Here is a 17,014-nt window from a genome sequence, read left to right on the forward strand (position 1 = left end):
CGGCCGGGCGGCCCCGCGCCCCCGCGCCCCGGCTCAGCCCTCGCCGGCCGGCACTTCCACCCACAGCGCCCCGCGCAGGTCGCCGACCTCGAAGCCGGTCGCGGTGTCGCCCGGATACAGCCGGCGCAGCGCGGCGGCGGTCTGCGGGCTCAAGGTCTTGCCGTGGCAGGCCAGGCAGGCCGGCTCCACCGCGATCCCGCGCATCATCCGCAGCGCCACCCCCGGCGGCAGGCCGTGGTCTTGCACCGCGACCAGCTCGCCCGGGGCGGTGCCGGCGGCGGCGCGTGCCTGGAAGTCGGCGAGCACTGCCGCCTGCCAGTCCTGCGCCGCGTTGGCCGGGTTGCGGATGCGCCCCGGCACCGGCACCCGGCCGAGGCGCACGCCGTGGGCCGCGCCGACGCGGGCGGCGATCTTCGGCGCCTCGTCGTGGCAGAACGCGATCGCGCCCTCGGTGCCGCCCTGGCCGAGCTTGGCCATCAGGGCCGACTTGAGCTGGGTGCTGAAGTCGCGCGCCGCGGCCTGCGCGCGCTCGCGCGCGGCGGCGGGGGCGGCCGTGCCCGCAGGCGCGGCGGCCGCGGGCGGCGGCGCCGGCTTCGGCGCCGGGGCGCTGCACGCGGCGAGCAGGACCGCCAGCAGCGCGCCCCCGGCGAGGGTCTTCGTGGTGATGCCACCGGTCATGCCAGCTCCTCCTGCGGGGGCGTCGGCCGCCGCGCCTCGCGCAGTTTCAGCCCGTAGTACAGCAGCGGGATGACCACCAGGGTCAGCAGCGTGCTGACGAAGATGCCGAAGATCAGCGAGATCGCCAGGCCGTTGAAGATCGGGTCGTCGAGGATGAAGAACGCGCCCAGCATCGCCGCCAGCCCGGTCAGGGCGATCGGCTTGGCGCGCACCGCGCAGGCATCCACCACCGCCTGCGCCAGCGGCACCCCGCGCGCGGTCTCCTGGTTGATGAAGTCCACCAGCAGGATCGAGTTGCGCACGATGATCCCCGCCAGCGCGATCATGCCGATCATGCTGGTCGCGGTGAACTGCTTGCCCAGCAGCGCATGCCCCGGCATCACCCCGATGATGGTCAGCGGGATCGGCGCCATGATCACCAGCGGCACCAGGTAGCTGCGGAACTGCGCGACCACCAGGAGGTAGATCAGCACCATCCCCGCCGCGTAGGCGATGCCCATGTCGCGGAAGGTCTCGTAGGTGATCTGCCACTCGCCGTCCCACTTGATCGCATAGCCGCTGGTGTCGGTCGGCTGCGCGATGAAGGTCTGGGCCAGGTGCTGGCCGGCCACCGGCAGGTCACGCAGCTTGCTCACGATCGCGAACATGCCGTACAGCGGGCTGTCCAGCTTGCCGGCCTCGTCGGCCATGACGTAGGCCACCGGCAGGCCGTCCTTGTGGTAGATCGCGCCGTCCCAGTCGGCGCGCTCGACCCGCACCAGCTCCGACAGCGGCACCAGCTGGCCCTGGCTGCTACGCACCTTGACCGCCAGCAGGCCCTGCAGCGCGGCCTGGTCCTGCGCCGGCAGGCGCAGGCGCACCGGGCGCGGGTACTTGGAGCGGCCGTCCTGCACGAAGGTGGCATCGCTGCCGGAGACCGCCATCGCGATCGCATCGGCCACGGTCGCCTGCGGCACGCCCAGGCGCGCCGCGCGCTCGCGGTCGAGCACCAGGACCTCGCGCGGGGCGTCGGCCTCCACGCTGGTGTCGAGGTCGACGATGCCCTCGGTGCCGGCGAACGGGCCGGCCGCCAGCGCGCGCGCGACCTTGCGCTGGCCGGCGTAGTCCGGGCCGTACACCTCGGCCACCAGCGGCGACATCACCGGCGGCCCCGGCGGGACCTCGACCACCTTGACCGAGGCGCCGTAGCGCTTGCCGATCGCGGCCAGCGCCGGGCGCATGGCCAGCGCGATCTCGTGGCTCTGGCGCTTGCGGTGGTGCTTGTCCACCAGGTTCACCTGGAGGTCGCCGACGTTGCTGCCGCTGCGCAGGAAGTACTGGCGCACCAGGCCGTTGAAGTTGATCGGCGCGGCGGTGCCGGCGTAGCCCTGGAAGTCCTGCACCTCGGGGATCTTGCTGACCTCGGCCGCGAGCTCCGCCAGCAGCGCGTTGGTCTGCTCGAGGGTGCTGCCCTCGGGCATGTCGACCACGACCTGCACCTCCGACTTGTTGTCGAACGGCAGCATCTTCAGCACCACCAGCTTGAACACCACCAGCGAGCCCGCCAGCAGCACCAGCCCGACCATGGAGGCATACAGCAGGCCGCGCTTGCGCGCGCCGGCGGCGCCGGCCAGGAACGGGGTCATCACCCGCCCGAACAGCCGGTGCAGCCAGCCCTGCTGGCGTTCCTCGTGCTCATGGTCGGCTTCCGCGGCGTGGCCGTGGCGGGCCAGCAGCTTGAGCGACAGCCACGGGGTCACCACCAGCGCGATCAGCAGCGACAGCAGCATGCCGACCGAGGCGTTGATCGGGATCGGGCGCATGTACGGGCCCATCAGCCCGGACACGAACGCCATCGGCATCAGCGCCGCGATCACGGTGAAGGTGGCGAGGATGGTCGGCCCGCCGACCTCGTCCACCGCCGGCGGGATCACCTCGCGCAGGCTGCGCTTGCGCCCGTCCGGGCCGGGGATGGCCAGGTGGCGGTGGATGTTCTCGACCACCACGATGGCGTCGTCCACCAGGATGCCGATCGAGAAGATCAGCGCGAACAGCGACACCCGGTTGAGGGTGAAGCCCATCACGTGCGAGGCGAACAGGGTGACCGCGAGGGTCAGCACCACCGCGGTGCCGACCACGATCGCCTCGCGCCAGCCGAGCGCGAACAGCACCAGCAGCACCACGCTGCCGGTGGCGAACACCAGCTTCTGGATCAGCTTCTGCGCCTTGTCGGCGGCGGTCTGGCCGTAGTCGCGGGTGATCGCGTAGTGCACCCCGTGCGGGATCACCTCGCCCTGGAGCTGGGCCAGGCGCCGGGCGACCGCAGTGGTGATGTCGGAGGCGTTGGTGCCCGGCTTCTTGGCGATCGCGATGGTCACCGCCGGGGCCACGCCCGCCGCCGGGCCGGCGCGCCCGGGCGGGGTGCCGTACCAGACGTAGCGGCTGGCGAGGTCGCCGCGCGACTCGATGCTGGCCACGTCCGACAGCAGCAGCGGCTTGCCGCCCTGGTTGCCGATCACCAGGTGCGCGACCTCGTCGGCCGAGGCCAGGAACTTGCCGGCGGTCACCGGCACCGCGCCGTTGGCGGTGACCCGCTCGCCGGCCTGGTGCACCACGTTGGCGGCGCGCAGGGCCTGCATCAGGTCGGCCGGCGACAGGTTGTAGGCGGCCAGCTTGGCGGCGTCGAGGGTGACCAGCACGGTGCGGTCGGGCGCGCCGATGGTATACACGTCGCGGGTGCCGGGGATGCGCTTGATCTCCGCTTCCAGCGTGTGCGCGACCTCGGCCAGGCGGGTGGCGTCGGTCTGCGGGTCGTCGCTCCACAGGGTGACGGCCATCACCGGCACGTCGTCGATGCCCTTGGGCTTGATGATCGGCTGGCCGACGCCGAAGCCCGGCGGCAGCCAGTCCTGGTTCGAATAGACCTGGTTGTACAGCCGCACCAGCGCCGGCTGGCGGTCCACCCCGACCTGGTACTCGACGGTGACGATCGCCACCCCCGGCCGGCTGGTGGAGTAGACGTGCTTGACGCCCTCGATCTCCGAGAGCTTCTGCTCGAGCGGCACCGCGACCAGCTGCTCGACGTCGCGCGCGCTGGCGCCGTCGAACGGCACGATCACGTTGGCCATGGTGACGTCGATCTGCGGCTCTTCCTCGCGCGGGGTGATCAGCACCGCGAGGATGCCCAGCAGCAGGCCCATCAGGGCCAGGATCGGGGTCAGCGGATTGGCCTGGAAGGCCGCGGCGAGGCGGCCGGAGATGCCCATCCGCGGGGTCGGGCGCGACTCAGCCATGGCCACCTTCCGCTGCCTTGCGCTGCGCGGCCAGGGCCTGCATGGCCGCGACCGGGTCCTTCACCACCTGCTCGCCGGGGCGCAGGCCGGAGATGATCTCGATGGCATCGCCGACGCGCCCGCCGATGCGCACCTGGCGCAGCAGCAGGGTGCCGTCCTGCTTGACGTACACCGCGCTCAGCTCGCCGCGCTGCACCAGCGCCGACTGCGGGATGCGGATCGGCTGCGCGGTGCCGATCACCGGCTCGTTGCGGTCGGCGTCGAACAGCACCTTGGCGGTGGTGCCCGGCGCCGGCGCCGGCTCCAGCGCCTCCGGCAGGCGCACGCGCACGTTCACGCTGTGGCTGGCCGGGTCCGCGGCCGGGAACACGGTGACCTCGGCGGCCTCCACGCTGCGCCCGTCGGCCAGCACCACCTGCGCGCGCGGGTCGCGGCGGATGGCGTCGGCGCGGCTCTGCGGCACCATCACCTCCAGCCGCAGCGCGCGCGGGGCGTACAGGCTGAGCAAGGGCTGCCCGGGTGCGACGGTCTCGCCCGGCTCGACGTCGCGCGCGGAGACGATCCCGGCGAACGGCGCCTTGACCACGGTGTAGGCGGCCTGCTGGCTGGCCTGCGCCAGCTGCGCGCGGGCCGCGTCGCGCGCGGCGAAGGCGGCGTCGCGGGCGGCGCGCGCCTGGTCGATCTGGGCCTTGGACACGAACTGGCCGTCGGCCAGCGCCGCGATCCGCTTGTAGTTCAGCTCGGCCTCGGCGGCGTTGGCCTCGGCCGCGCGCAGCTGCGCGCGCGCGCTGTTGGCCCCGGCCTCCTGCTCGGTCGCGGTGATCCGCAGCAGCACCTGCCCGGCCTGCACGTGGTCGTTGACGTCCACGTACACCGCGGCCACCCGGCCGCTGGTCTGCGCGCTCAGATCGGCGCGCCGGACCGCTTCCACCACGCCGTCCCAGCCGCGCCCGGGCAGGCCGTTGCCGGCCGTGACCTGGAAGGTCGCCAGCGCCGGCAGCGGCGGCAGCTTGGTCGCCGGCTCGCCGCCGCAGGCGGCCAGCGCCAGCGCCAGCGCAGACGGCAGCAGCCAGTTACTGGAACGCACAGCCGCCTCCGCGCACGCCGAGCTTCTTGAAGATCATCGCCGCCGGGCAGAACCCGGTGAAGCTGGCCTGGAGCATGTTCAGGCCGATGAACGCAGTGAACAGCAGCCACCACGGCGAGACGAAATGGACCAGCAGGACGCTGACCAGGATCATCACGCCGGCAAAGGCCATCACGGCACGGTCGAGGTTCATGGGGGAACTCCGCTAGGGTCTTCGGGGAACAGTGGGAAGCCGGCCCCGCCCGCCATCCCGGCGGGCGGGGCGGGCCGGGTCAGGCATGGGGCACGCGCTTGACGTCCTTGAGGCGCTCGATCCCGAGCATGCTCAGGATCTGCTTCTCGTAGATCGGCTCGCTGGTGCCGTTGCGCATCTTGTAGAGGAAGTACTTCTCGAAGCCGATCTTGGCCAGGTGCACCCACTTGCCGATCTTGGTCCAGGTGACGTTGCGCGGCGGGATCTGCGGCAGCGCCACGAACGCCGCGCCGGTGTCGCCCATGTCGGCCAGGCACACCGCGTTCCAGGTGCCCTCGTAGTCGGGGGTCTTGCCCTCCAGTTCGGCCTTGATGTTGCGCACGATGGTGGTGACCATCGACTCGATCATGAAACCGGTCTTGGGCGCGCCGGTCGGCACCGGGGTGGCCTCCACCGGCGGGATCGCCACGCACACGCCGGCCGAGAAGATCTTCGGGTACTTCGGGCTGCGCTGGTGCTTGTCCACGATCACGAAGCCGCGCGGGTTGCACAGCCCCTCGACCGCGGCCACCGCCTCCACGCCCTTGAACGCCGGCAGCAGCATGGAGAACTTGAACGGCAGCGTCTTCGGCTCCAGCGGCTGGCCCTTCTCGTCGTGCGGCAGCACGGTCATCTCGCCGTCGCGCACCTCGGTCACCTTGGCGTTGGTGATCCAGCCGATGTGGCGCTGGCGCATCTCCGACTCCATCAGGCCCTTGGAGTCGCCGACCCCGCCCAGGCCCATGTGGCCGATGTAGGGCTCGCTGGTCACGAACGTCATCGGCACCTTGTCGCGCAGCTTGCGCTTGCGCAGGTCGGCATCGACGATCATCGCGAACTCATAGGCGGGTCCGAAGCAGCTGGCGCCCTGCACCGCGCCGATCACGACCGGGCCGGGGTTCTTCAGGAACTCCTGGTAGGCCCGCCAGGCGTGGTCGGCGTGCGGGGTGGTGCACACCGACTGGGTGTAGCCGCCGTCCGGGCCGCTGCCGGGCACTTCCTCGAACGCGAGCTTGGGCCCGGTGCTGATCAGCAGGTAGTCGTAGCCGATCCGCTCGCCGCTGCCGGTGATCACCGCATCGCCCGCGGCGTCGATCTTCTCGACCCCGTCCGGCTTGTAGGTGATGCCGTGCTTGCCGACGTAGTCGGCGATCTTCAGAGTGATGTCCTCTGGCTTGCGCCAGCCCACGGCCAGCCACGGGTTGGACGGGGTGAAGCTGAACAGATCGCCTTTGCCGATCAGCACGATCTCGTGCGACTTGCCCAGCGTTTCGCGAAGCTCATAGGCGGCACTCATGCCACCCAGGCCCGCACCGATCACCACGATTTTTGCCATTGTTCGTTCCTCCCTCCGCCAGCGCGTCGGCCGACGCTGGACTTCATATTAGACATGGCTTATATTAGTGTCAACTGATGAAGGAGCCCTCCCGATGACCTCCCCAGCCCTCAGCGCCGCCGACCTGGTCGCCGAAGCCCGGGCGGCCATCCGCGAAGTCGCCCCAGCCGAGTTTGCCGCGAATCCGGGTAATGCGGTGGTGATCGACGTGCGTGAGCCGGCCGAGTTCGCGACCGGCCACCTGCCGGGCGCGGTCAACATCCCGCGCGGGGTGCTGGAGTTCCAGGTGGACGCGCATCCGGCGGTGGCCTACGTGAGCGACCCGGCGCTGTCGCACAAGGACCGCCCGCTGCTGCTGGTCTGCCGCACCGGCGGGCGCGCCGCGCTGTCCGCGCGCAATCTGCAGCGGATGGGCTACACCGACGTGCGCTCGCTGGCCGGCGGGGTCGAGGCCTGGGGCCAAGCCGGGCTGCCGCTTGTGGTGCGCTGACGGCCATGGCCCGCTCGCGCCTGCTCGCGCAGCTGGATGCGGAGGCGATGCGCGCGCATGCCGCCGACGCGACCCGCCTGCTCAAGGCCCTGGCCAACGACAAGCGGCTGATGCTGCTGTGCATGCTGGTCGAGGGCGAAAGTTCGGTCGGCGAGCTCAACGCCCGCCTCGACCTCAGCCAGTCGGCGCTGTCGCAGCACCTGGCGGTGCTGCGCGAGGACGGCCTGGTCACCACCCGCCGCGAGGCGCAGACCATCTACTACTCGCTGGCGCCCGGCCCGGCCGAGCGCATCATCGCCACCCTCCACCAGATCTACTGCGGCAACGGCACCCCCCTCTGCGATCCCGGCAAGGAGCATTCCCCATGAGCAAGCTGCACATCGAACCGTTCTTCCACGCCGGCACCGGCACCTGGACCTACGTCGTGCACCGCGGCGGCGACGCGGTGGTGATCGACCCGGTGCTGGACTACGACCCCAAGTCCGGCCGCATCGGCACCGAGAGCGTGCGTGCGGTCCAGCAGTATCTGCAGGACAACGGGGTGACCCTGCGCCGGGTGCTGGAGACGCATGCCCACGCCGACCATTTGACCTCGGCCCAGATCCTGCATGCCGCCACCGGCGCACCGGTCGGGATCGGCACCGGCATCCGCAAGGTGCAGGCGCATTTCGCCGGCGTGTTCGGGCTGGATCCGCAGGACCCCGCCCTGCAGGAGGCGTTCGACGCCACCTTCAGCGACGGCGACCGGATCGAGGCCGGCAACCTGCACTTCGAAGTGATGGCCACCCCGGGCCACACCTCCGACAGCCTGAGCTACCGGATCGAGGACAACGTGTTCGTGGGCGACACCCTGTTCGCACCAGACGTGGGCTGCGCCCGCTGCGACTTCCCCGGCGGCGACGCCAGCATGCTGTACGACAGCATCCAGCGCTTCTACGCGCTGCCGGACGCGACCGTGCTGTGGCTCTGCCACGACTACCCGCCGAACGGCCGGCCGCCGCGCGCCAGCGTGACCGTCGGCGAGAGCAAGGCCGCCAACGTGATGCTCGACGGCAATACCAGCCGCGAGGACTTCATCGCCCGCCGCCGCGCGCGCGACGCCCAGCTGGCAGCGCCGGTGCTGCTGTACCCCTCGCTGCAGGTCAACATCCGCGGCGGCCACCTGCCGCCGGCGCAGGCCAACGGCCGCCGCTACCTGAGCACGCCGCTGCAGGGCGAGATCCCGGCCGCGCTCGGCTGACGCCCCGCGGCCGGCGCGGGTGACGCCGCCGCGCCGGCCGCGCACAATGCGGGTATGCCCGCGCCGACCGTTCGCCCGCTCCGCACCGATTCCCTCGAGGCCGCGGTCGCGGCCATGCTCGACCGCATCGACGGCGCGCTGAAGGTCGGCGCGCCGCTCGGCCTCGGCAAGCCGCACCGCCTGCTCAACGCGCTGTACGCGCGGGTCGCCGCCGACCCGAGCCGCCCGCTGCACCTGTACACCGCGCTCTCGCTCGATCCGCCGCAGGGGCGCAGCCTGCTCGAACGGCGCTTCCTGGAGCCGCTGGTCGCGCGCCTGTACGGCCCGGACTTCCCGCGCCTGGCCTACGTCGAGGCGATGAAGCGCGACGCCCTGCCCGCGCACATCGAGGTCGAGGAGTTCTACCTGCAGTCGGGGGCCCTGCTCGGCTCGACCCAGGCGCAGCGCCGCTATGCCAGCCTGAACTACACCCACGTCGCCCGCATCGTGGCCGAGCGCGGGGTCAACTGCATCGTGCAGAAAGTGGCGGCCAATCCCGACGGCAGCCGGCTGTCGCTGTCCTCCAACACCGACCTCACCTTCGACCTGGTGGATGCCGTCGCCGCGCGCGGCGCGCCGCGGCCGCTGCTGGTCGCCGAGATCGACCCGCAGCTGCCGTGGCTGGACGGCGGCGCCGCGGTGCCGGCCGACTGGTTCGACATCGTGGTGCAGCCGCCGCCGCCCTACCCGCCGCTGTTCGCGCTGCCGCGCGAGCCGGTCGGCGATGCCGAGCACGCCATCGGGCTGTACGCCAGCGCCCTGGTGCGCGACGGCGGCACCCTGCAGATCGGCATCGGCGCGCTGTCGGATGCGCTCTGCCATGCGCTGGTGCTGCGGCATACCGACAACGCCCGCTACCGCGCGGTGCTGCATGCGCTCGACCCGGACCTGCCCGCGCATCCGGCGGTGCGCGCCAGCGGCGGGCTGGAGCCATTCGCACAGGGGTTGTACGGCTGCAGCGAGATGATCAACGAGGGCTTCCGCCGGCTGGTGCAGACCGGGGTGCTGCGGCGCAAGGTGGTGGACGACGACGCCCTCAGCGCGCGCCTGGCCGCGGGCGCGGCGGATGCCGCGGACCTGGCGCGGCTGGAGCAGGAGGGCCAGTTCCTGCACGGCGCGTTCTATCTCGGCTCGCCGGAATTCTACGAGTGGCTGCGCACGCTCGATCCTGCGACCCGGCGCGCGCTCGACATGCGCCGGGTGAGCGCGGTCAACGAGCTGTACGGCGGCCACGAGCTGCGCGAGCGCGCGCAGCGGCGCGAGGCGCGCTTCTTCAACACCTGCATGATGGCCACCGCGCTCGGCGCGGCGGTGTCCGACGCGCTCGAGGACGGGCGCGTGGTGTCCGGGGTCGGCGGCCAGTACAACTTCGTGGCGATGGCGCATGCGCTGGCGGACGCCCGCTCGGTCCTGCTGCTGCGCGCCGCGCGCGGGCACGGCGGCGGGCGCCGCTCCAACATCCGCTGGAGCTACGGGCACACCACGATCCCGCGCCACCTGCGCGATGTCTACGTGAGCGAGTACGGGATCGCCGACCTGCGCGGACAGGCGGACGAGGACTGCATCGTGGCGATGGCGGCGATCGCCGAGGCGCCCGCCCAAGCCGGGTTGCTGGCCACCGCGCGCAGGCACGGCAAGCTGCGCGGCGAGTTCCGGCCGCCGGCGCGCTGGGCGCGCAACACCCCGGACGACCTCGCGCGCCGGCTGGCGCCGTTCCGCCGCGACGGCACCCTGCCGGACTATCCGCTCGGCAGCGACTTCACCCCGGTCGAGCAGCGCCTGGTGAAGGCGCTGGGCTGGCTGCAGGCGCACACCGGGGACCGCCGCGCGACCCTGCGCAGCGTGCTCGCCGCGCTCGCCGCGGGCCGCACGGGCGACACCGAGGCGCTCGAGCGCATGCAGCTGCAGGCCCCGCGTGGCATCGGCGAACGGCTGTACGCACGGCTGCTGGCGCTGGCCCTGCGCCGCACCGCCTGAGCTGCATCAGTGCGCGCCGGCCCCCAGTGCGCGCACCTGGAAGGTGGTCTTGACCGCACCGGCGTCGCGGAAGCGCAGGGTGGCCTCGAAGCGCTCACCTTCCTTCAGCGGCTGGCGCGGCTGGATGAACATCAGGTGGTAGCCACCGGGCGCGAGCACGACCTTGCCACCGGCCGGGACCGGCAGGCCATCGCGCAGCTCGCGCATACGCATCATGCCGCCCTCCTGCTTCATCTCGTGCACTTCCACCTTCTCCGCGATCGGGCTGCTCGCCCCGAGCAGCACGTCCGCGCGCGGCCCCGGGTTGACGATGGTCAAGAAGCCGCCGGCCACCGGCGCGCCGGGCGGGGTGGCACGCGACCACGCGTCCTCGACCCGCAGCCGGTCCTTGCCGGCGGCTACGGCCGTGAACGCGCATCCGAGCAGCGCCGCCGCCGCGGCGGTGCGCAGGAGAGAGGGCTTGAACGCAGGCAGCATGGGATGTCTCCGTGGGAGGAAAGGACTCAGCCGGCCGCCAGCGCGCGCGCGGCGGCGACCACATGGGCGACGGTCAGGCCGAAATGCGGGAACAGCTGCTCGGCCGGTGCGCTGGCGCCGAAGCTGTCGATCCCGACCACCGCGCCGTCAAGCCCGACGTATTGGCGCCAGAAGCCGGTGACACCGGCCTCGACCGCCACCCGCCGGCGGCAGGCGGCCGGCAGCACCGCCTCGCGATAGGCGGCGTCCTGGCGCTCGAACACGCTGGTGCAGGGCATCGACACCACCCGCACATCCGGGCCGAGTTCGGCGGCCGCCGCCATCGCCAGCGCGACCTCGCTGCCGGTCGCGATCAGGATCAGCGCGGGCGCGCCGACGCTGTCGCGCAGCACGTAGCCGCCGCGCGCGATCGCCGCCACTTGCGCCGCGTCGCGCGGCTGGTGCGGCAGTGCCTGGCGGCTGAACACCAGGCACGACGGGCCGTCGGCACGCGCGATCGCGCACTTCCAGGCCACTGCCGATTCCACCGCGTCGCACGGCCGCCACACGTCGTTGTGCGGGATGTAGCGCAGGCTGGCCAGGTGCTCGACCGGCTGGTGGGTGGGGCCGTCCTCGCCGAGGCCGATCGAGTCGTGGGTGTAGACGTGGATCACGCGCTGGCCCATCAGCGCGCTCATGCGCACCGCGTTGCGCGCATAGTCGGAGAACACCAGGAAGGTCGCGTCGAACGGCAAAAAGCCGCCATGCAGGGCCAGCCCGTTGCTGATCGCGCTCATCCCGAACTCGCGCACGCCGGCATAGATGTAGTTGGCATCCGGCGCGTCGCTGGCCACGCTCACGCTGCCCTTCCACAGGGTCAGGTTGGAATGGGCGAGGTCGGCCGAGCCACCGATCAGCTCCGGCAGCAGCGGCGCATAGGCGGCGATCGCGTTCTGCGAGGCCTTGCGGCTGGCGATCGCCGGCCCCTCCTGTTGGGTGCGGGCGATGAAGGCCTCGGCCGCGGCGAGGAAGCCGTCGGGCAGTTCGCCGCGGATGCGCCGCGCGAACTCCGCCGCCAGCTCCGGATGCGCCGCGCGGTAGGCCGCGAAGCGCTGCTCCCACTCGGCCTGCAACCCGGCCAGGTCGCGCCGCCGCCAGCCGGCGTAGATCTCCGCCGGGATCTCGAACGGCGGATACGGCCAGCCCAGCGCCGCACGGGTGGCCTGCACCTCGTCCGCCCCGAGCGGGGCGCCGTGCACCGATTCCTTGCCGGCCTTGTGCGGCGAGCCGTAGCCGATGGTGGTGCGGCAGCAGATCAGCACCGGGCGGTCGGCCGAGCGCAGGGCGGTGTCGATCGCGGTGCGGATCTCCTGCGGGTCGTGCCCGTCCACCCCGCGGATCACCTGCCAGCCGTAGGCCTCGAACCGCGCGGGCGTATCGTCGGTGAACCAGCCGGCCACATCGCCGTCGATCGAGATGCGGTTGTCGTCCCAGAACGCGACCAGCTTGTGCAGCCCCCACGTGCCGGCCAGCGAAGCGGCCTCGTGGCTGATGCCTTCCATCAGGCAGCCGTCGCCCAGGAACACCCAGGTGCGGTGGTCCACGATCGTATGCCCGTCGCGGTTGTAGCGCTGCGCCAGCAGCTTCTCCGCCAGCGCCATCCCGACCGCGTTGGCCAGACCCTGGCCGAGCGGGCCGGTCGTCGTCTCGACGCCCGGGGTCAGGTGGTTCTCCGGGTGGCCGGGCGTGCGGCTGCCGAGCTGGCGGAAGCGCTTGAGCTCTTCGATCGGCAGGTCGTAGCCGGTCAGGTGCAGCAGGGCGTACTGCAGCATCGAGCCGTGCCCGTTGGACAGCACGAAGCGGTCCCGGTCCGGCCAGTGCGGATCGGCCGGGTTGTGGCGCAGCACGTCGTTCCACAGCACCTCGGCGATGTCGGCCATGCCCATCGGCATGCCCGGATGCCCGGAGTTGGCGGCCTGCACGGCATCGATGGCGAGGAAGCGGATGGCGTTGGCGAGCTCGCGACGCGTCGGCATGGGCATGGCAGGACGGTTCGTGGGGAAGGCGCCATTGTCCACCATCGCCCGTCGCGGTGCGCATCGGTTGCCGTCAGCAACCGGCAGGGCCGCATTGCATGGCACGGCGACCGGAAGCTGCGCTCCGATGCGGTCCGGCGGCATTGCGGAGCCGGTAAGCAAGGCGGAGCGCATGGCGCAGGCGTGGGCGCGGCGGCCGCGGGCTATCGAGGGACCGACGGCTTCGCCATGCCGGACTTGCCGACAAGATGATCAGGGCGGCTGATCGAACTCTTGGCCGCGCGCAGCCAGCACGATCGAACGATCATCCAGCGTCGTGCGTTCCCACATGGCCGGCTCGTGATAGGCCGCTGCGATCCGGTCCGGACCGAGTGACTGGCGGGCCAGTTCACCAAACCATGTACCCATTCGCGCTGCAACCCGGCTCCCGTCATGCGCGACGAGCCTTTCTGCGCCGCCATCGCTCATCAACGCCAGGCCATGGATCTCTGCGCTGGGCAGCAGCCCGAACTGCACATCGTTCGGGCCTGCCGTATCGACGAAGCTGGTCTGGTTGGCGAATTCTCCTTTGGCTTTGGCGCTGCTGGCAAGCACCTGCAAGCCGCCGGCGGACTCTGCGACGATCGCGCCATCGCCTACCTGCCACCAGAACACCTGCATAGTGCCCATCACCGCGAGCGACAGCGTGGCGCGAACATCCTCAATGCGACGCTTGTCTGCATCGGCGAGGTCTTCGATCAGGCCCCTGGCGTGGGCCAGGAGCCTGCACGACCATAGGCCAGCCTGCTCCTTCGCATCGCCCGAGGCATCATCGAGCCAGGCGCAGAGTTCATCCTCCAGGCTCATGAGGAATCGGCTCATTCCGCGCACCAGTTCGGTGGCTCCGCGCTCGCTGACGGCGGCCGAGCCGGCACCATCGCTCAGCGCCAGGATCGGGCGCACCGTATTGCGCCAGGCCACTGCATCCTGGCAGGGCAAACCAGCGCGGTAATGCGCCAGCCCCGTCACCGCGGCACCGCAAACCCGCCAAGCCGACAGCGCCACCGATTGCGGCATGGCGGGCACGGCGGACGCGTGCACAGGCGCTGGCGCAGGCACACCTGCGGGTGCAGATGCTGGCAAGGTAAGTGCGTCGCGTGGGTGTTCCGCATCCGACGATAGGGAGACAGGAGCAGGAGGCTGCCCTGGGCTCGGGGACGCAGCGACGGAACCAGGGGCAGCAGGCGGAATACAGCGCGGACTCGCGTCGCGCCCCGAGTCATGCCGGTTGGGGTCATGGCGTCTCTGCGCACGCGGATCGGAACAGCGGCGTCGTGCCATGTCAGACGCTCCCCCAGGAATCGATCGGCGGCAGCTGCACGGAGGCGTCGGAGGACGTACTGGCCGAAACCCGGGCCATGGACGCTGATAGCCACTGGAACAGCTCGCGGAACTTCAGCCCGTCGAGCGCTATTGCGGGTTTGCTGGAAAACGCCGACAGCACGTTCAGATCCGCGCCGCTGACCCCGACCGGCAGGCTGACGAGCTTACGGTTGGCCGACAGCTCGCGGGCGCGCTGGGCGGCATCCTGCCAGTGGTCGGTCGGTGCGCCGTCGCTGATGATCACCAGCCACGGCTGGTAGTAGGGCACGCCGGCGTTGCGATACTGCGCCTTGCGGGCTTCGAGACGATTCAGCGCCTGGCGGGTGGCTTCGCCCAGCGGGGTGTCGCCCGAAGCGCTCATCGGCGCAATGCCGGCAATCTGCTCGACCCCGGTGAAATCGAGCAGGCAGTCGACTACGCCTCCAGCGGTGAAAACCGCCAGATCCACCGACCAGCGGGCCAGGTCGTCGCGCTTGACATCTTCGATGAAAAGCTGCGCGCCGGCGTGAAGCTGCCCGATGGGCTCGCCGCGCATCGAGCCGGAGGTGTCGAGCACCAGCGCCACGGGGCAGCGAGGAGAAGGGTTGTCGATGAGGTCGTTCGAGGTGGCTGACATGGCATTCTCCGGGTTGGGTTTGTCGAAACGGAAAAGATCGGCGAGCGAAGAGAGCAACATGGGAATCTCCTCAAGCCGAAAGGGGCTGAGGGGCGGACTGGCTGCCGCGGTAATCGGATTTTTTGGGCGCGGGGGGCTTGATTTCCGCAGCGTGCCAGCCGCGCGTGATTTCCCGCTGGTAGAGGCTGAGCAACTGAATCCACTCGGGAACGGTGGTGCGCTCGGTCGGGTCGCGGCTGCCGTCGCGGAAGGTGCGAACGAACTGCTCCTTGAGCCTGAACGGCAGATGGCTCCAGATGTTGAACCATGCCCCCTTGGGGATGCCGCCTCCGCCGATGCCGTAGGGGAAATGACCCTGGCGGATGTTTGCCACCGGGCTTTCACCGCCAACCACGTCGAAAGGATGGCGTCCGAGCATCAGCACCTTGAAAATCAGGATCGCCAGCGAGAACTGCTCGCTCTCCAGCGTGCGATGCGTCCGGGCGAGGTCTTTACCTAGCAACTCCGGCGGCAGCATTTCGGGCGCGGCCACCGGGCAATGGAAGGTCCGCCCCGCTGCCTGCACCTGCCAGCTGTCGCAGTCGATCAGCGTCACTTCCCGGCCGTCTGGCTGGCAAAGGAAATTGGCCGGATTGTAGTCGCCCAGCCGCACACCGGCCGCGTGCAATTCCTGCATGGTGCTCAGCAAGTTCAGCAGGTAGGCCAGCAGCGCCGGCCGGTCCAGGTCGGGGAAGTGCTCGTGGTAAGCCATGGCGTGGGCCAGCACGGTCATGCGCACCCCTGCGGCCTTTTTCATCGCGTAGCCGCGCCATTGCTTGCGCTCATCGAACACCGAAAACCTCGGCCAGGTCATTCTGGAGTGCTGCTTGAAGCCAGCCAACGCCGGGTCGGTGCACATGGCCTCGATTTTGGCGCGCAGGCTGTTGCGGCGCTTGTCCAGCACCTGCGGGTGATAGAGCTTGACCACCACGCTCGGGTACTGCGGCACCTCATACACCGCCGCTTCGCCGCCCTGAGCCAGAGGCGAATCAGACAGGCGGACGGCCTCGCCGTGAAGAGTTTGAACGATCGTTCTCATGGATTTTCCCCCTGTGTGTTCGGATCGGGTGCGCGCCTCAGAGACAGTCGCCGAGGAAGTCGCAAACGGCGTCGAAGGCCTCGCAGGCCAGGTAGCCGACGGCCACCAGGGGCGCGCCCACGGTGGCGACGGTGGCGACCGCACCGGTCACGCCCAGCGCCGAAACGGCAGCCGCTGCGCCGGCGCCGGCCGCCGTTGCCGCAGCGCCGGCCGCAGCGCCGCTGGCTCCGCCCTTGGCGCTGGCTTTCACCACCCGGCCGGCGACCTCCTCCACCTCAGCGGTGCCGTCGATCAGGTCGATGCAGCCGCGGACCAGCTCCACGCCGCCGCCGACCACGGCCCCAGCCACGCCGCCCGCCTTGGCAGCCTGGCCGATCGCGCTGCCCAGGCTGCCGCTGCCGGTGGCACCCGCGCGCTGCGCCATCGATTCGGTGCTCTTCGACGACACGCCGGTGCTGGTCATGCGCTTGGAGATGCCGGCTTTTTCCGCGGCCGCGTTGAACGCCCGGGTGGTCTCTTCCGAGCCCATCAGCTGCACACTGCGGTACTTGCCTTCCGCGCACCGCTTGACCAGCTTGTCTATACCGGGCCGGCTGGTGACATCCTTGACCTGGATGCGCTCGATGACCTTGCCGCCCTTGATGGTGACCAGATCGACCGTCTTGGCCGTGGCGCTCTGGGTAAGCTGGGTCGTCGCACCATTGGCTGACATCAGGTTGCGGACATTCTTCATGTCCTGCACCAGGATTTCGTGGATGTGGCCCTTGAGATGCGGATTCGCGCCGGCGCGGCCGAGGGCGCGCGCGATGACGCTCTGCTCGTAGCCGTTCTTGCCGATGATGACGGTCTGTTGCGAAGTCGAAGAGCTGCTGCGGCTGTCCATGAATGCCCCTTGGTAGGGATGTCGTTCTCATCCGCAACTAATGCGATATCCGTGCCAACCTCACGCAAGCCAGCGGCACGCCCATCGCAAAGACAGCCAGCAACAGAATAAACCCTTGATTTAAAAGAATAAACACAGAGGGGCTGGCCAACGCACCCGACGATCTTCTCGCCGCAGGCAGATGCAGATTCCCCAGGCGTTCGCATATAATGTTCGAATATAAATGTTCGAA

The 17,014-nt window shown here is 70.6% G+C and carries 15 protein-coding genes; 4 read left to right on the forward strand and 11 right to left on the reverse strand.

Annotation, left to right across the window (positions count from 1 at the left end; genetic code table 11):
• Positions 1–33: 33 nt before the first annotated feature.
• From ML340_RS07560 to ML340_RS07580, 5 genes are all read right to left on the reverse strand, one after another.
• Positions 34–678 carry a Tll0287-like domain-containing protein gene (locus tag ML340_RS07560; RefSeq protein ID WP_240098305.1) on the reverse strand — a complete coding sequence of 215 codons (645 nt, stop codon included), beginning with the start codon at positions 676–678 and terminating at the stop codon, positions 34–36.
• Complete coding sequence (locus ML340_RS07565) at positions 675–3,950, reverse strand: efflux RND transporter permease subunit (RefSeq protein ID WP_240098307.1); 3,276 nt, start codon at positions 3,948–3,950, stop codon at positions 675–677. Before ML340_RS07565 ends, ML340_RS07560 begins: the two co-directional genes overlap by 4 nt.
• Complete coding sequence (locus ML340_RS07570; protein WP_240098309.1) at positions 3,943–5,037, reverse strand: efflux RND transporter periplasmic adaptor subunit; 1,095 nt, start codon at positions 5,035–5,037, stop codon at positions 3,943–3,945. Before ML340_RS07570 ends, ML340_RS07565 begins: the two co-directional genes overlap by 8 nt.
• Positions 5,024–5,230 (reverse strand): YgaP family membrane protein, encoded by a 207-nt coding sequence (locus ML340_RS07575; RefSeq protein ID WP_240098311.1) that lies wholly within the window; start codon positions 5,228–5,230, stop codon positions 5,024–5,026. The genes ML340_RS07570 and ML340_RS07575 overlap by 14 nt, the downstream gene beginning before the upstream one ends.
• A 79-nt stretch (positions 5,231–5,309) precedes the next feature.
• A complete protein-coding gene (locus tag ML340_RS07580; RefSeq protein ID WP_240098314.1) occupies positions 5,310–6,566 on the reverse strand; it encodes an NAD(P)/FAD-dependent oxidoreductase in 1,257 nt (418 codons plus the stop codon).
• A 133-nt stretch (positions 6,567–6,699) separates the two neighbouring features.
• Between ML340_RS07580 and ML340_RS07585 the strand changes: the two genes are divergently transcribed.
• Genes ML340_RS07585 through ML340_RS07600 form a run of 4 tightly spaced genes read left to right on the forward strand, consistent with a single transcriptional unit; the run spans position 6,700 to position 10,351 of the window.
• Entirely contained in the window at positions 6,700–7,095 is a 396-nt protein-coding gene (locus ML340_RS07585; RefSeq protein ID WP_240098316.1) for a rhodanese-like domain-containing protein, read from the forward strand.
• 5 nt (positions 7,096–7,100) lie between these two features.
• On the forward strand, positions 7,101–7,463 hold the full coding sequence (locus ML340_RS07590) for an ArsR/SmtB family transcription factor (protein ID WP_240098318.1): 363 nt from the start codon (positions 7,101–7,103) through the stop codon (positions 7,461–7,463).
• Positions 7,460–8,335 carry an MBL fold metallo-hydrolase gene (locus ML340_RS07595; RefSeq protein ID WP_240098320.1) on the forward strand — a complete coding sequence of 292 codons (876 nt, stop codon included), beginning with the start codon at positions 7,460–7,462 and terminating at the stop codon, positions 8,333–8,335. The genes ML340_RS07590 and ML340_RS07595 overlap by 4 nt, the downstream gene beginning before the upstream one ends.
• Positions 8,336–8,389: 54 nt before the next feature.
• Positions 8,390–10,351 (forward strand): acetyl-CoA hydrolase/transferase C-terminal domain-containing protein, encoded by a 1,962-nt coding sequence (locus ML340_RS07600; RefSeq protein ID WP_240098322.1) that lies wholly within the window; start codon positions 8,390–8,392, stop codon positions 10,349–10,351.
• 6 nt (positions 10,352–10,357) lie between these two features.
• On the opposite strand, the gene ML340_RS07605 is transcribed toward ML340_RS07600, so the two are convergent.
• From ML340_RS07605 to ML340_RS07630, 6 genes are all read right to left on the reverse strand, one after another.
• Positions 10,358–10,828: a copper chaperone PCu(A)C gene (locus ML340_RS07605; RefSeq protein WP_240098324.1), complete on the reverse strand. Its 471-nt coding sequence runs from the start codon at positions 10,826–10,828 to the stop codon at positions 10,358–10,360.
• Positions 10,829–10,854: 26 nt separating this feature from the next.
• The gene (gene tkt, locus ML340_RS07610) at positions 10,855–12,849 is read right to left on the reverse strand and encodes a transketolase (protein WP_240098326.1); all 1,995 of its coding nucleotides are present in this window, start codon (positions 12,847–12,849) and stop codon (positions 10,855–10,857) included.
• Between the two features lie 246 nt (positions 12,850–13,095).
• A complete protein-coding gene (locus tag ML340_RS07615; protein ID WP_240098328.1) occupies positions 13,096–13,899 on the reverse strand; it encodes a PP2C family serine/threonine-protein phosphatase in 804 nt (267 codons plus the stop codon).
• Positions 13,900–14,164: 265 nt separating this feature from the next.
• Positions 14,165–14,881 carry a vWA domain-containing protein gene (locus ML340_RS07620; RefSeq protein WP_240098330.1) on the reverse strand — a complete coding sequence of 239 codons (717 nt, stop codon included), beginning with the start codon at positions 14,879–14,881 and terminating at the stop codon, positions 14,165–14,167.
• 10 nt (positions 14,882–14,891) lie between these two features.
• Positions 14,892–15,899 carry a hypothetical protein gene (locus ML340_RS07625; protein WP_240098332.1) on the reverse strand — a complete coding sequence of 336 codons (1,008 nt, stop codon included), beginning with the start codon at positions 15,897–15,899 and terminating at the stop codon, positions 14,892–14,894.
• A gap of 37 nt (positions 15,900–15,936) precedes the next feature.
• Positions 15,937–16,782: a hypothetical protein gene (locus ML340_RS07630; RefSeq protein ID WP_240098334.1), complete on the reverse strand. Its 846-nt coding sequence runs from the start codon at positions 16,780–16,782 to the stop codon at positions 15,937–15,939.
• Positions 16,783–17,014: the final 232 nt, after the last annotated feature.

The organism is Thermomonas flagellata (genome assembly GCF_022419185.1).
Classification (GTDB): domain Bacteria; phylum Pseudomonadota; class Gammaproteobacteria; order Xanthomonadales; family Xanthomonadaceae; genus Thermomonas; species Thermomonas flagellata.